The organism is Herbiconiux gentiana (assembly GCF_024978135.1).
GTDB classification, from domain to species: Bacteria; Actinomycetota; Actinomycetes; order Actinomycetales; family Microbacteriaceae; genus Herbiconiux; species Herbiconiux gentiana.
Genome location: NZ_JANTEZ010000001.1, coordinates 779,251 through 791,254, shown reverse-complemented (window position 1 = coordinate 791,254; position 12,004 = coordinate 779,251). Strand labels below are relative to the sequence as shown.

Annotated in this window: 12 protein-coding genes and 1 tRNA gene; 8 read left to right on the top strand and 5 right to left on the bottom strand. The window is 72.3% G+C overall.

Annotation, left to right across the window (positions count from 1 at the left end; all coding sequences use genetic code 11):
- Positions 1-100 precede the first annotated feature (100 nt).
- Positions 101-769: a TetR/AcrR family transcriptional regulator gene (locus NVV95_RS03635; protein WP_259485169.1), complete on the bottom strand. Its 669-nt coding sequence runs from the start codon at positions 767-769 to the stop codon at positions 101-103.
- Between the two features lie 193 nt (positions 770-962).
- Here NVV95_RS03635 and NVV95_RS03630 point away from each other — a divergent pair.
- The 4 genes from NVV95_RS03630 to NVV95_RS03615 all read left to right on the top strand — a co-directional run bounded on the left by NVV95_RS03630 (position 963) and on the right by NVV95_RS03615 (position 2,770).
- Positions 963-1,036: transfer RNA gene (locus NVV95_RS03630), tRNA-Pro, on the top strand.
- A 290-nt stretch (positions 1,037-1,326) separates the two neighbouring features.
- Positions 1,327-1,719, top strand: a complete 393-nt coding sequence (locus NVV95_RS03625) for a PPOX class F420-dependent oxidoreductase (protein ID WP_259485168.1) — start codon at positions 1,327-1,329, stop codon at positions 1,717-1,719.
- 50 nt (positions 1,720-1,769) lie between these two features.
- Positions 1,770-2,378 carry a nucleotidyltransferase domain-containing protein gene (locus NVV95_RS03620; RefSeq protein ID WP_259485167.1) on the top strand — a complete coding sequence of 203 codons (609 nt, stop codon included), beginning with the start codon at positions 1,770-1,772 and terminating at the stop codon, positions 2,376-2,378.
- A 44-nt stretch (positions 2,379-2,422) separates the two neighbouring features.
- Positions 2,423-2,770 (top strand): hypothetical protein, encoded by a 348-nt coding sequence (locus NVV95_RS03615; RefSeq protein ID WP_259485166.1) that lies wholly within the window; start codon positions 2,423-2,425, stop codon positions 2,768-2,770.
- Positions 2,771-2,798: 28 nt separating this feature from the next.
- Here NVV95_RS03615 and NVV95_RS03610 read toward each other — a convergent pair whose 3' ends face one another.
- Positions 2,799-3,938, bottom strand: a complete 1,140-nt coding sequence (locus NVV95_RS03610) for a LacI family DNA-binding transcriptional regulator (protein ID WP_259485165.1) — start codon at positions 3,936-3,938, stop codon at positions 2,799-2,801.
- A 5-nt stretch (positions 3,939-3,943) separates the two neighbouring features.
- Positions 3,944-5,308 (bottom strand): PfkB family carbohydrate kinase, encoded by a 1,365-nt coding sequence (locus NVV95_RS03605; RefSeq protein WP_259485164.1) that lies wholly within the window; start codon positions 5,306-5,308, stop codon positions 3,944-3,946.
- Between the two features lie 134 nt (positions 5,309-5,442).
- On the opposite strand from NVV95_RS03605, the gene NVV95_RS03600 reads away from it, so the two are divergent.
- Entirely contained in the window at positions 5,443-6,405 is a 963-nt protein-coding gene (locus NVV95_RS03600; protein WP_259485163.1) for a class I fructose-bisphosphate aldolase, read from the top strand.
- Entirely contained in the window at positions 6,402-7,562 is a 1,161-nt protein-coding gene (locus tag NVV95_RS03595; protein WP_259485162.1) for a Gfo/Idh/MocA family protein, read from the top strand. The genes NVV95_RS03600 and NVV95_RS03595 overlap by 4 nt, the downstream gene beginning before the upstream one ends.
- Positions 7,563-7,632: 70 nt before the next feature.
- On the opposite strand, the gene NVV95_RS03590 is transcribed toward NVV95_RS03595, so the two are convergent.
- Both NVV95_RS03590 and NVV95_RS03585 read right to left on the bottom strand, forming a co-directional pair.
- Positions 7,633-8,610 carry a LacI family DNA-binding transcriptional regulator gene (locus NVV95_RS03590; protein ID WP_259485161.1) on the bottom strand — a complete coding sequence of 326 codons (978 nt, stop codon included), beginning with the start codon at positions 8,608-8,610 and terminating at the stop codon, positions 7,633-7,635.
- 224 nt (positions 8,611-8,834) lie between these two features.
- Positions 8,835-9,563, bottom strand: coding sequence for an SDR family oxidoreductase (locus NVV95_RS03585; RefSeq protein ID WP_259485160.1), 729 nt, complete (start codon positions 9,561-9,563; stop codon positions 8,835-8,837).
- A gap of 217 nt (positions 9,564-9,780) precedes the next feature.
- Between NVV95_RS03585 and NVV95_RS03580 the strand changes: the two genes are divergently transcribed.
- Both NVV95_RS03580 and NVV95_RS03575 read left to right on the top strand, forming a co-directional pair.
- Complete coding sequence (locus NVV95_RS03580; RefSeq protein WP_259485159.1) at positions 9,781-10,443, top strand: nucleoside/nucleotide kinase family protein; 663 nt, start codon at positions 9,781-9,783, stop codon at positions 10,441-10,443.
- 39 nt (positions 10,444-10,482) lie between these two features.
- A complete protein-coding gene (locus NVV95_RS03575) occupies positions 10,483-11,964 on the top strand; it encodes a mannitol dehydrogenase family protein (RefSeq protein ID WP_259485158.1) in 1,482 nt (493 codons plus the stop codon).
- Positions 11,965-12,004 lie beyond the last annotated feature (40 nt).

The window sequence follows — 12,004 nt, the reverse complement described above, 5'->3', positions numbered from 1 at the left end:
GTGCAGGAGCCCGGCCTGTCGGGGACGGGCCGGGCTCCTGGGGGCACCGGGTGCGCACCGTTCGGGTCGGCGCGCAATCGGCGGGTCGGGTGGGTCGGGGCTAGCCGGCCTTCTCGGCCAACGCGGCAGTGGGCGCCGACGAGGCGCACCAGGCGGGCCAGGAGGCCATGACGGCATCCGTGTGGGCGTCGACGTCGACCGCGTCGCTGTAGGCCCAGGCCTCGAGCACGCCGACCGATCCGCCGGCGATGTAGGCGGCGGCGGTCGTGGTGTCGAGGCCGACGCCGTAGCCGTGGCGCTGCCAGACCGCGATCGCGAGCGAGGCCCGGCGCAGGGAGCGCTGGTAGAGCTCGCGGCGGAAGCCGGCGTCGACCCGGGTGCCGAACATCATGCGGTAGGCCGCGCGGTGGTCGACGATGTGGCCGAGCTCGCGCCGGATCGAATCGGCGTAGACCTCGGTGACGGCCTCGGGGGTGTAGCCGTCGAAGGTTCCCTCGCGCACGGTGCCGAGCTCGTCGAGGATGTGCGCGAACGAGTCGGCCGCGAAGGCGAAGATGTCGGCGTAGTGGCCGTAGAAGGTGGTGCGGTGCACCCCTGCTGTGCGGCAGAGCTCGGAGATGGAGATCGCGGTGAGATCGTGCTGGCGGAGGAGTTCGAACAGGGCAGTCGTCAGTGCTTCGTGGGTGCGGGCCGCTCGGGGTTCGGCCGGGTTGACGGATGCGCCCTGACGTCGGGATGGAGTCGCGGGTAAGGCGGTTGACTGGGGCATGCTCAATTATGCAATGCCGAAGATCAGGATTTGCCCTGTTTTAGGACTCCGAGTCCCAAACTTTCGGACGAACTTCCCGGGCATGCGTTTTCCCGTTCCGTCGGCGGATTCGGTGAGGTGTCAGCGGGGCATCTCGGGAGGCGCTATCATGGACAAGTTGTCTGGAGCGGTCCGCTTCTCCGGGTGACGGCCACGGGCTGTGGCGCAGCTTGGTAGCGCACTTGACTGGGGGTCAAGGGGTCGCAGGTTCAAATCCTGTCAGCCCGACAGAAACGAAGAGAGGGTCGCCCATCCGGGCGGCTCTCTTCTTCGTTACTGACGTGCTGCCCGGACGCGAAGCTGCCCGTGGGCCCACGCCGCGCAGAGGCTCCGCACGCCGCGTCCAGCGGCGAGTGGAGGGCGCCGGTGGGGAGTCACAACCTGTCAGCCCGACACGCCCGCGCTGCATCCGGCGCCACGTCTAGCGCCCCGCCTTGTGCAGGGCCGGTGACTTGCTCACCACGGCTTTCCGCACCCAGTCCTACCGCACCGTCGGCGGCAGGTGATTGGATGCCCGCATGAGCGACATCATCCCTCCCGACTACGCCGACCTGCTCGAGCAGCCCAACTACGGGCACCTCGGCACCATCCGCCCCGACGACACCGTGCAGGTGAACCCGATGTGGTACCTCCGCGATGGCGACACCCTGCGCTTCACGCACACCACCAAGCGCGCGAAGTACCGCAACCTGCAGCACAACCCGTCGATGAGCCTGTCGGTGGTCGACCCGGCGAACCCGTTCCGCTACCTCGAGGTGCGGGGCCGCCTCATCGCGGTCGAGCCCGACCCCACGGGCGCCTTCTACGTGGTGCTCGGCAAGCGCTACGGCAACCCCGCGCAGACCCCGCCGCCCGACTCGCCCGACCGCGTCGTGCTCGTCATGAGCATCGAGACCACCACCACCCAGTAGGACCGTGGCGTACTATTGTACGCGACCACGTACTTCTGTACGATTGAACCGTGCAGATCCAATCGCCCTTTCGAGTGGTCACCGCCTCGGTTGACGGGGAGGTGCTCGCTGTCCTCGCTCGTGCCGATCAGGACTTCACAGTGAGCGAGCTGCACGTGAAGCTCCACCGTTCCACCGAGGGAGTGCGGCGCGCACTCGAGCGCCTGGTCGAGCAAGGCATCGTCATCAGGCAGTCGATCGGACGAGCGACGTCCTATCGACTCAATCGCGCGCATATCGCGGCCCCGGCCATCACCGCTCTCGCCGAGCTCCCGACGACGCTTCGCAACCGGATTCGTGACCACATCGCCGATTGGGTGGAGCAGCCCGTCTATGGCGCCCTCTTCGGTTCCGTCGCACGGCAGCAGATGCGTCCTGACAGTGACATCGACATCCTGCTCGTGGTCGACGACGTCGACTCTGCTCTCTGGGAGGATCAGGTCGCCCACCTGACGAGAGCACTGGAGAACTGGACGGGCAACGACGTCCGGCCCCTCGTCTTCACGACGGAGGAGATCCGTGGACGCGGGGATCGGGAAGCAGTCCTCCGCGAGATCGCCGCGGAGGGCGTGACGATCGCCGGCGGACGGGGAGACTTCACGAAGCTGGTCGGCCTGTGACCCCTCCGGTGCGAGGCGCCTCGGCGGCGGACGCTGACGCTCGGATGAGGAAGGCCGATGAGTTCGCCGACGCGGCGGCTCTTCTTCACGACTCCGATAGCGGTTCTGCCGACGCCCCCGATGCCTACGTGACGCTCGCCGTGCATGCCGGCATCGCGGCCGCTGACGTCATATGCATTCGCCGGGGCCTCGGCTACAACGCGTCCGGCAACCACGAAGAGTCGCTGAAGCTTCTCGAGAAGGGCGACCGCGAGGCGGTCAAGCATCTGCGTCGTCTGCTCGCCGTGAAGACGAAGGCTGGATACTCGACGAACTCCGTCTCAGCCGCGGATGTCCGGTCGGCCTCGGCCGCGCACCTGGCGCTGCTCGAGCTGGCCCGGGCAACGCGCTGAGGGCATCGTCGCGATCAGACCGGACCACCTACGGCAGCTCGGAGCCGCGGAGGACGAGGCGGGTGCGGAGCGTCGTCGTGGTGGGCGGCGGGGTCTCGCCCGCGAGGCGCGCCAGGACGGCGTGGGCGGCCGTTTCGCCCATCTGGGCCACGTCCTGCGCGACGACCGAGATGCCGGGGCGCACGAGGGTGGCCGCTTCGAAGTCGTCGAAACCGATCAGGGGGAGGCGGGTGCCGGCCCGGGTGAAGGCGTCGACGGCTCCGGTGGAGGCGCGGTTGTTCGCGGCGAAGACGGCGTCGATGCGTCCGGTGCCGAGGAGGGCCGTGACGACCTCGGCGGCCTCGGCCGCGGTGTGGGCGGTGGCGACGGATGCGCGGTCGTCGTCGGATGCGGGATCGAGGCCGAGCGCGCGGCGGAAGCCGGCGTTGCGCTCACGCATCGTGTAGAGCTCGAGGGAGTCGCCGAGGAAGAGGATGCGGCGGGCGCCGTGGCGGAGGAGTTCGCGGGTGGCGGCCTCGGCGCCTCCGGCGTTATCCGCGAGGATCGTGTCGACGAGCGGCGCGTCGGCTGCGGCGCCGGGCTGGGTGGGGTGCGGGGCGTCGGCGTCGGCACCGGGCGAGGTGAGTAGCGGGGCGCTGGCTTCGGCGGCGGGCGGGGTGGGGGTCGGCGCGGCGGCGGGGTGGGCATCCGTGGGGCTCGGGAGGAGGGGCGCCAGGGGGCGGTCGATCGCGACGACGGGGAGGAGGGGGGCGGCGTCGGCGGCCCAGCCGGTGGTGTCGCGGCGGGGCGGGGAGACGATGAGGCCGTCGACGCGTTGGGCGATCAGGCGGTCGACGAGGAGGCGGTGGCGGTCGGCGTCCTCCTCGGAGCTGACCGTCATGAGGAGGTAGCCGTTCTCGCTCAGGGTGCGCTCGACCGAGCGCGCGAGGACCGACCAGTAGGGGTTCGCCAGGTCGGAGATGACGAGGCCGATGACCTTGGCGGAGCGTCCGGGGCGGATGCTCGCCGCCGCGAGGTTGTGGCGGTAGCCGAGCTCGGTGATCGCGGTGGCGATGCGCGAGGCGAGGGCCGGGTCGATGTTGGTGGCGCCGTTGACGTGACGCGAGACGGTCTTGAGGGCGACGCCCGCGGCCGCCGCTACGTCCTTCATGGTGGGCGGCTTGGGCATGGGGTTCATTGTGGCGGGTGCGGCGGCCCGTCGGGTGCGGGCGCGCTGGGGACGGGCGCGGCGATGGGTGTGCGGAGGGTGGGTGATGCCGCGGGTGGATCGGAGAGGGCGGCGGGGGACGTGCCGGGCTGGGACGTGCCGGAGAGTGGCGCAGATGCGGGCGCATCAGTGGGCGCGGCGGGGGAAGTGCCGGGCTGGAACGTGCCGGACGGTGGCGCGGATGCGGGCGCATCCGTGATTGGCAGTGGGGCGGGCGACGCCGCGGAGTCGCGTGACGTGCCGGAAGCGAGTGGGGCGGGCGCCACCGCCGGGTCGGGGGCCGGGGAGGGGCGGAAGAGGGAGGCGGTCGCCGGGAGGAGGGCCGCGAGGGTCGCCGGGGTGGGGCGGTCGCCCGCGATGACCGCGGCGGCCGTGGCCGCGGCGAGGTGGGCGGCGAGGGTGGGGGAGGATCCGCGGGAGAGGGCGAAGAGCAGCCCCGCCGTCGAGGCGTCGCCGGCCCCGTTGGTGGTGGCGACACGGGGGACGGCGACGGGGCGCACCCGCAGCGACACGTCGGCCCAGCGGTCGGCGAGCGGGGCGAGCATCCGGCCCCCAGCGGCCAGGCGGGAGGCGGAGGCCGTGCGCAGCAGCAGCCCCTCGGAGCCGGCCGAGATCGCCACGACCGCGCCCCCCCACGACAGCAGCAGGTCGGCGTAGAGCCCCGCGGCGCGGGCGGCCGGCAGCGGTGCGATGCCGAGGGTCGGGCCGAGCGCCGAGGTGAGGTCGTCGAGGCTCGGCGTGAGCACGTCGGTGACGGCGACGGCGCGCTTCAGGATGCCCGCCCAGTCCACCGCGCCGACCGCCGACGCCGGGTCGACCACCGCCAGGTCGAGCGACGTGGTGGCGCCGCGGGCGCGGGCGCGCGCCAGCACGGCCTCGAGCGGAGCCCCGCCGTCGGCGAGCAGCGCCGGCAGCAGCGGCGGATAGCCGAGGTGCAGCAGGTCGGCGTCGCCGACGTCGAGGTGCTCGCCCGTGAAGACGGCGTTGGCGCCCGTGTGGTGCCAGAACGTGCGGTCGTGGCCGTCGGGCTCGAGCACGAGGCTGTACGAGGTGGCGTGGCCGGGGTCGACGTGCAGGTCGGCGGTGAGTCCGGGGCGGCGGGCGATGGTGTCGGCGACGATGCGGCCGAGCTCGTCGTCGCCGACGGTGGAGTGCAGCGAGACGTCGGCGCCGAGGTCGGCCAGGGCGAGGCCGGTGTTGGCGACGCAGCCGCCGAGTCCGATGCGCAGGGCGCCGACGTCGATCAGGCGACCCGGGTCGAGTCGGACGCCGGCGCCGAGCGCGGGGGTGAGGTCGAGGCAGATGTGGCCGGCGACGACGATGGGGGTCATCGGGCATCCTCTCGACGGTGGGCGAACGAGCCGGTGCGACCGGCTAGACAACGTTGTCTCACGGGGCTACTCTGACACATCGAGGGCCGTTGTGATAGCCCCGACCCGACGTTTCGATGATCAGGAGCACCGCAATGACGCTGTACCGCCTCAATCGCCTCTTCAATCCGCGCTCCGGCCGCGCCCTCGACGTGGCCGTCGACCACGGCTTCTTCGGGGAGCGTTCGTTCATCACCGGCATCGAGGACATGGATCAGGTCGTGCGCACCCTGGTCGACGCCGGCCCCGACGCCGTGCAGCTGACGATCGGCCAGGCGCGGCGGCTGCAGAGCATCCCGGGCAAGCAGAAGCCGGGGCTCGTGCTGCGCACTGACATCGCGAACGTCTACGGCAACCCGCTCGACCCGGTGCTCTTCAGCCGGCACGTGCCGCACGCGATCGAGGAGGCCGTGCGGCTCGACGCCGTCGCGGTCTGCGTCAACCTGATGGAGCTGCCCGGGCATCCGGAGGTGCGCGAGGCGAACATCACCTCGATCCTCGAGCTGCGCCGCGAGGCCACGAAGTACGGCATGCCGCTGATGGTCGAGCCGCTCGTGATGCAGGACAACTCGGTGGCCGGCGGCTACATGGTCGACGGCGACATCGAGAAGATCGTGACGCTGGTGCGCCAGGGCGTCGAGCTCGGGGCCGACCTGATCAAGGCCGACCCGAGCGACGACCTGAGTGAGTACGGGCGGGTCATCGAGGTCGCCGGCGACGTTCCGGTGCTCGTGCGCGGCGGGGGGCGGGTGGATGATCGCACCCTCCTCGAGCGCACGGTGGCGGTGCTGGCGGCGGGGGCCCGCGGCATCGTCTACGGGCGGAACATCGTGCAGCACGAGAACCCCGCGGGCATCACGGCGGCTCTGCTCGCGGTGCTGCACGAGGGCGCGAGCGTGGAGGACGGGCTGGGGATCCTGGCGGAGTCGGCGGGGCGGGCATCCGGAGCCCCGGCCGGAGGCGGCGAGAGCGGCAGCGGCACGAGCGCTGCTGCCGGCACCGGCAGCGAGAGCGGCACGAGCGGCACCGGCACCGGCACCGAGGCGGTGTCGGCATGAGCGCCGAGACCCGGCCCCAGACCGTGAACGTCGCCATCGTCGGCGGCGGGCTGATGGGCCGCGAGATCGCCGCGGCCATCCAGCGCTGGCCTGCCCTGATCGACCACCCGGTGCGGCCGCGGCTGACCGCCGTCTGCGACATCAACCCCGCCGCGATGGACTGGTTCGACGAGATCGACACGGTGGTCACGAAGACGACCGACTACGCCGAGATCCTCGCCGACGAGAGCATCGACGTGGTCTACGTGGCCGTGCGCCACGACCTGCACGAGCAGATCTACCGCGACGTCGTCGCGAGCGGCAAGAGCCTGCTCGCCGAGAAGCCGTTCGGCATCGACCAGGCCGCGGCGGAGGCGGTGCTCGCGGCGATGGCCGAGCATCCGGAGTCGTTCGTGCGGGTCTCGAGCGAGATGCCCTTCTTCCCCGGGGCGCAGCTCGCGATCGACTACGTGAGATCGGGCGCGCTCGGGACGATCGTGTCGGCGCGCAACAGCTTCCTGCACTCCAGCGACCTCGACGTCGACAAGCCGATCAACTGGAAGCGGCAGACCCAGTTCTGCGGCGAGGCCGGCGTGATGAACGACCTGGGTATGCACACCTGGCACGTTCCACTGCGGCTCGGCTGGGTGCCCGAGACGGTCTACGGCGTGCTGCAGAACCTCGTGCCCACGCGGCCCGGTCCCTCGGGCGAACCGGTGCCGTGCGACACCTGGGACAACGCCGCCCTGCACAGCTGGGCCCGCCACGAGGGGCAGCTCTTCCCGCTGACCACCGAGACGAAGCGCATCGACCCCGGGCAGAAGAACACCTGGGAGTTCGAGGCGATCGGGCTCGACGGGGGCGTGCGGTTCAGCACGAAGAATCCCAAGACGGTGTCGGTGTTCACGGTGACGGATGTTCCGGGCGGTGGGCGCGAGCAGGTCTGGCAGCAGATCGACGTGGGCAGTCAGTCGGTGTGGCCGACGGTGACCGGTGGCATCTTCGAGTCGGGGTTCTCGGACTCGATCCTGCAGATGTGGGCTGTGTTCCTCGCGGAGCGGAACGGGTCGCTCGGCGACCGCTTCGGCGCGGCCCGCCCCGAGGAGGCGGCGCTCACGCACCGCATCTACCGCGCGGCGGCGACCTCGCACGCCGAGGGCCGCGCGGTCGCGCCCTAGCGGACGATCGAGTTGGCCCTATCCGTCCTAAAGCTCTGTTTTTGGGACGGATAGGGCCAACTCGATGCCGTCAGACGCGGCAGGAGGCGCGTTCGACGAGCGTGACGGGGAGGACCGTGCGGCGGGGGAGGGTGCGGGTCGGATGCGCGGCGCGCTCGACGAGGCGAGCGGCGGCGAGGCGGCCGAGTGCCGCCGGGTTCTGGGCCATCACGGTGATCGCGGGGGTGAGCGAGTCGGCGAGGGGGAAGTCGCCGAAGGCGGTGAGGGCGATCGGATGCGCCGTGACGGTGGGGACGGCGGCCATGGTGCAGCGGGCATCCGAGGAGAAGACGGCCGTCACCGCGCGATCGGGCGCACGCAGCCGGCGGAGGGCTTCGGCGGCTCCGGGGCGGGTCGCCGCGTCGAGCGCCACGAGGTCGTCGTCGAACGGGAGGCCGGCGGCCGCCAGGGCCTCGCGGTAGCCCTCGAGGCGCTCGGCGATCGTGGGAGCCGCGAGCGAGTCGCCGAGGAAGCCGATGCGGCGGTGGCCGTGGGCGATCAGGTGGGCGGTCGCGTCGCGGGCGCCGCCGTGGTCGTCCTGCAGGAAGGCGTCGGCCTCGAGTCGGCCGGGCGCGCGGTCGACGAAGGCGATCGGGATGCGCGCCGCCCAGGCCTCGAGGTAGGCGTGGTCGTTCGTCGTGGGCGCGACGACCAGGCCGCTGAGCTGGCGGCGGAGGACGGACTCCAGCACTGTGCGCTCGCGGGACGGGTCGTGGCCGAGGCTGGTGACGAGGGTGGAGAGGTCGTGGGCGAGGGCCTCCTCCTCGACCGCCGTCACGATGGCCGCGAAGAACGGGTCGATCAGGTCGGGAACGGCCACGCCGATCACGGGGGAGCGGCCGGAGCGGAACGTCGTGGCCAGGGCGTTCGGCACGTAGGCGAGCTCGCGCATCGACGCCTCGACCCGCTCGCGCGTCGCCGGGGACACGTGCGGGTCGTCGTTCAGCACGCGGGAGACGGTCTTGGGGCTGACGCCGGCGGCGGCGGCGACCTCGCGCATGGTGGCCATGGCGTCTCCTCGTGGGGCTCGGTGCGGATGGGGTGGGGATGGTGACCGCGGGCGGGTGCGGGTGGGGTGCCCGGATCGTGGGGCACCCGGTGGGTGGGAGCGCGCGGTGGGGTGGGTGCCTGGGCGGGGTGGGTCGCCTGCGTCGCCCGGGCGGGGTGGCCCATACGCGCCAGGCCGCCCATGCGCGCCGGGCCGCCCGGCCCACGCGCGCCGGGCGGGCCCGGTCAGCGGGCCGTGTAGCCGCCGTCGATGGGGAGGGAGACGCCCGAGATCATGCCCGCCGCGTCGGAGAGGAGGAAGACGACGGGGCCCGCGATGTCGTCCTCGGTCGCCCACTTGCCGAGCGGCATCGCCTCGAGGAAGGGGCCCTCGATGTCGGGGCGGCCCCAGTACCAGGCCGACATCGGCGTCATCACGACGGTGGGGTTCACGCTGTTGACGCGGATGCCGTACTTGCCGAGCTCCAGCGCCGAGACGCGGGTGATGTTGTCGAGCGCGGCCTTCGAGGAGCCGTAGGAGATGTGGCCGGTGAGGGCGACGAGGCCGGCCTGGCTCGAGATGTTCACGATCGCGCCGCCGCCGCCCAGGCGGATCATCTCGCGCGAGGCGTACTTCGTGACGAGGAGCGAGCCGCGGGCGTTGATGCTGATGACCTTGTCGAAGACATCGATGTCGGTGTCCTGCGGGGTGGCGATCTCGCCGCCCCAGCCGCCCGAGTTGACGACGCCCCAGATGTCCTTGCCCTCGATGGCCTCGCGCACGCTCTCTTCCGAGGTGAGGTCGAAGGGCAGCGGGGTGGCGCCGGTCTCGGCGGCGAGGGCCTCGAGGTGCTCGAGGTTGCGGCCGGCGGCCAGCACGGTCGCGTTCGCGGCGACGAGGTGGCGCACGACGGCGCCGCCGATGCCGCCGCTGGCGCCGGTGACGAGGATGGTGCGGCCGGTGAAGTCAGTCATGGTGAGTCCGTTCGAGTGGGCGGGACGGCGCGTCGTCGCGACGTCGGAGCGGCATCAGCATAGCGGCGGAACGACGGCGATGACACCCGTGTCACGAAAATTCCTGACACCGGTGTCATCGCGATTGACAGCGGCCGCCGCGGTGCGTACGGTAGGCGCGGCGGAGGGCCTTCGGGAGCCGCCGCCGAGCATCCGTCGACGACGACCAGGAGGACCCGTGAGCGACCCCACCCCACCGCTGCCCGAGGCGCGGCCGACCGGGCTCGACGAGCTGCTGGAGCGGTGCCGGGCGCTCGTCGCAACCGGTGAGCGGCGCATCCTCGGCATCGCGGGAACGCCCGGCGCGGGCAAGTCGACGCTGTGCGCGGCCCTGATCGCCGCGCTCGACGGCGACGCGGTGCTGGTCGGTCAGGACGGCTTCCACTTCGCCAACCAGGAGCTCGAGCGACTCGGCCGGCGCGACCGCAAGGGCGCCCCCGACACCTTCGACGTCGACGGCTACGTCGCCCTGCTCGGCCGGCTCGCCCGCGCCGACGCCCCCGTGGTCCACGCCCCCGTGTTCGACCGGGCCCTCGAGGAGTCGATCGGCAGCGCGGTGCCCGTGCCGGCCGAGGTTCCGCTCGTGATCACCGAGGGCAACTACCTGCTCGGTGATGGTCACGGCTGGGAGCGCGTGCGCGAGCACCTGCACGAGTCGTGGTTCCTCGACGTGGCGCCGGATGTGCGTCACGACCGGCTCGTGCGGCGACGCGTCTCGTACGGGCACACTCCGCGCGACTCGGCCGATTGGGTGCGCGAGGTCGACGAGAAGAACGCGCAGATCGTCGAGGGCTCGCGGGCCAACGCCGACCTGCTGCTGCACCTGACGACGGTGCTCTGACGTGAACATCCGCCCCACCCCGACCCGACTGGAGACACGATGACCACCTTGAGCGCCCGGACCCTCAGCGACCTCGACCCGCGCGTCGCCGTCCCCTCCTACGACCGCGCCGCCGTGCGGCCGGGCATCGTGCACTTCGGGGTGGGCGCGTTCCACCGCTCGCACGAAGCGATGTTCGTCGACCGGCTGCTGTCGGCCGGGGCCGAGGGATGGGGCATCGTCGGGGTGGGCACGCTGGCGTCCGACGCGGCGATGCGCGACGCGCTCTCGGCCCAGGACGACCTGTACACGCTCGTCACGACCGCGCCCGACGGGGTGGTCGAGGCGCGGGTGGTCGGGTCGATCATCCGCTACCTGCTGGCGCCCGAGCAGCCCGAGGCCGTGCTGGCGGCCCTGCGCGACCCGGCCACCCGCATCGCGTCGCTGACGATCACCGAGGGCGGGTACGGCATCAACGACGCCACCGGCGCGTTCGAGCCACGGGATGCGGCGACGCTGGCCGACCTCGACGGGCTGGCCGACGGAGCCGCGCCGCAGAGCGCCCTCGGCTTCGTCGTCGCCGGGCTGCGGGAGCGTCGCGACGCCGGGGCGGTGCCGTTCACGGTGATGTCGTGCGACAACATCCAGGGCAACGGGCACGTGGCCCGCGCCGCCGTGCTCGCCTTCGCCGAGCGGGTCGACCCGGCGCTCGCCGCGTGGATCGGCGAGACGGTCGCCTTCCCGAACTCGATGGTCGACCGGATCACGCCCGTCACCACCGACGAGTCGCGGCAGCGCGTCGCCGACGAGTTCGGCGTCGAGGACCGGTGGCCCGTGCTCTCGGAGTCGTTCGTGCAGTGGGTGCTCGAGGACTCGTTCACCGCGGGCCGCCCGGCGTTCGAGGAGGTCGGGGTGCAGGTGGTCTCGGACGTCGAGCCCTACGAGTTGATGAAGCTGCGGCTGCTGAACGCCTCGCACCAGGCGATGAGCTACCTCGGGCTGCTCTCGGGCGCCGAGTACGTGCACCAGGTCTGCCGCGACGAGCTGTTCGCGGAGTTCCTGCTGGGGTACATGCGCGACGAGGCGCGGCCGACGCTCGCTCCGGTGCCGGGCGTCGACCTCGACGAGTACAGCGCCGAGCTGATGCGCCGCTTCGGCAGCGAGGCGATCAAGGACACGCTGATGCGCCAGATCGTCGACGGCTCCGACCGCATCCCGAAGTTCCTGCTGCCGGTGGTGCGGGCGCAGCTCGCGTCGGGTGGCGAGATCGAGCGCTCGGTGCTGGTGCTCGCCGCGTGGAGCCGGTTTCTCGAGGGGGTGGCCGACGACGGCAGCGCGCTCTCGCCCGTCGACAAGCGGCTCGACGAGCTGCGGGTCGCGGTGGCGGGCGAGGCGGATGCTCCCGGGAGCTTCCTCGACTACGCCCCCGTCTTCGGCGACCTCGGCTCCGACGCCCGCCTGCGCGCGGCCTTCGTCGAGGCGCGGGCGCTCCTCGCGTCCCGCGGCGCGCGCGGCGCCCTCCAGTCGCTCGCGACACGCTGACCCCCGCCCGCCCCGCGCCCGGTCGGGATCGAGCCGTCGC

Excerpts from the sequence above, each read along its gene's own strand:
- NVV95_RS03635 (WP_259485169.1), bottom strand. The coding sequence starts at position 769 with ATGCCCCAGTCAACCGCCTTACCCGCGACTCCATCCCGACGTCAGGGC.
- NVV95_RS03625 (WP_259485168.1), top strand. The coding sequence starts at position 1,327 with ATGAGCGACATCATCCCTCCCGACTACGCCGACCTGCTCGAGCAGCCC.
- NVV95_RS03615 (WP_259485166.1), top strand. The coding sequence starts at position 2,423 with ATGAGGAAGGCCGATGAGTTCGCCGACGCGGCGGCTCTTCTTCACGAC.
- NVV95_RS03610 (WP_259485165.1), bottom strand. The coding sequence starts at position 3,938 with ATGCCCAAGCCGCCCACCATGAAGGACGTAGCGGCGGCCGCGGGCGTC.
- NVV95_RS03605 (WP_259485164.1), bottom strand. The coding sequence starts at position 5,308 with ATGACCCCCATCGTCGTCGCCGGCCACATCTGCCTCGACCTCACCCCC.
- NVV95_RS03600 (WP_259485163.1), top strand. The coding sequence starts at position 5,443 with ATGACGCTGTACCGCCTCAATCGCCTCTTCAATCCGCGCTCCGGCCGC.
- NVV95_RS03595 (WP_259485162.1), top strand. The coding sequence starts at position 6,402 with ATGAGCGCCGAGACCCGGCCCCAGACCGTGAACGTCGCCATCGTCGGC.
- NVV95_RS03590 (WP_259485161.1), bottom strand. The coding sequence starts at position 8,610 with ATGGCCACCATGCGCGAGGTCGCCGCCGCCGCCGGCGTCAGCCCCAAG.
- NVV95_RS03585 (WP_259485160.1), bottom strand. The coding sequence starts at position 9,563 with ATGACTGACTTCACCGGCCGCACCATCCTCGTCACCGGCGCCAGCGGC.
- NVV95_RS03575 (WP_259485158.1), top strand. The coding sequence starts at position 10,483 with ATGACCACCTTGAGCGCCCGGACCCTCAGCGACCTCGACCCGCGCGTC.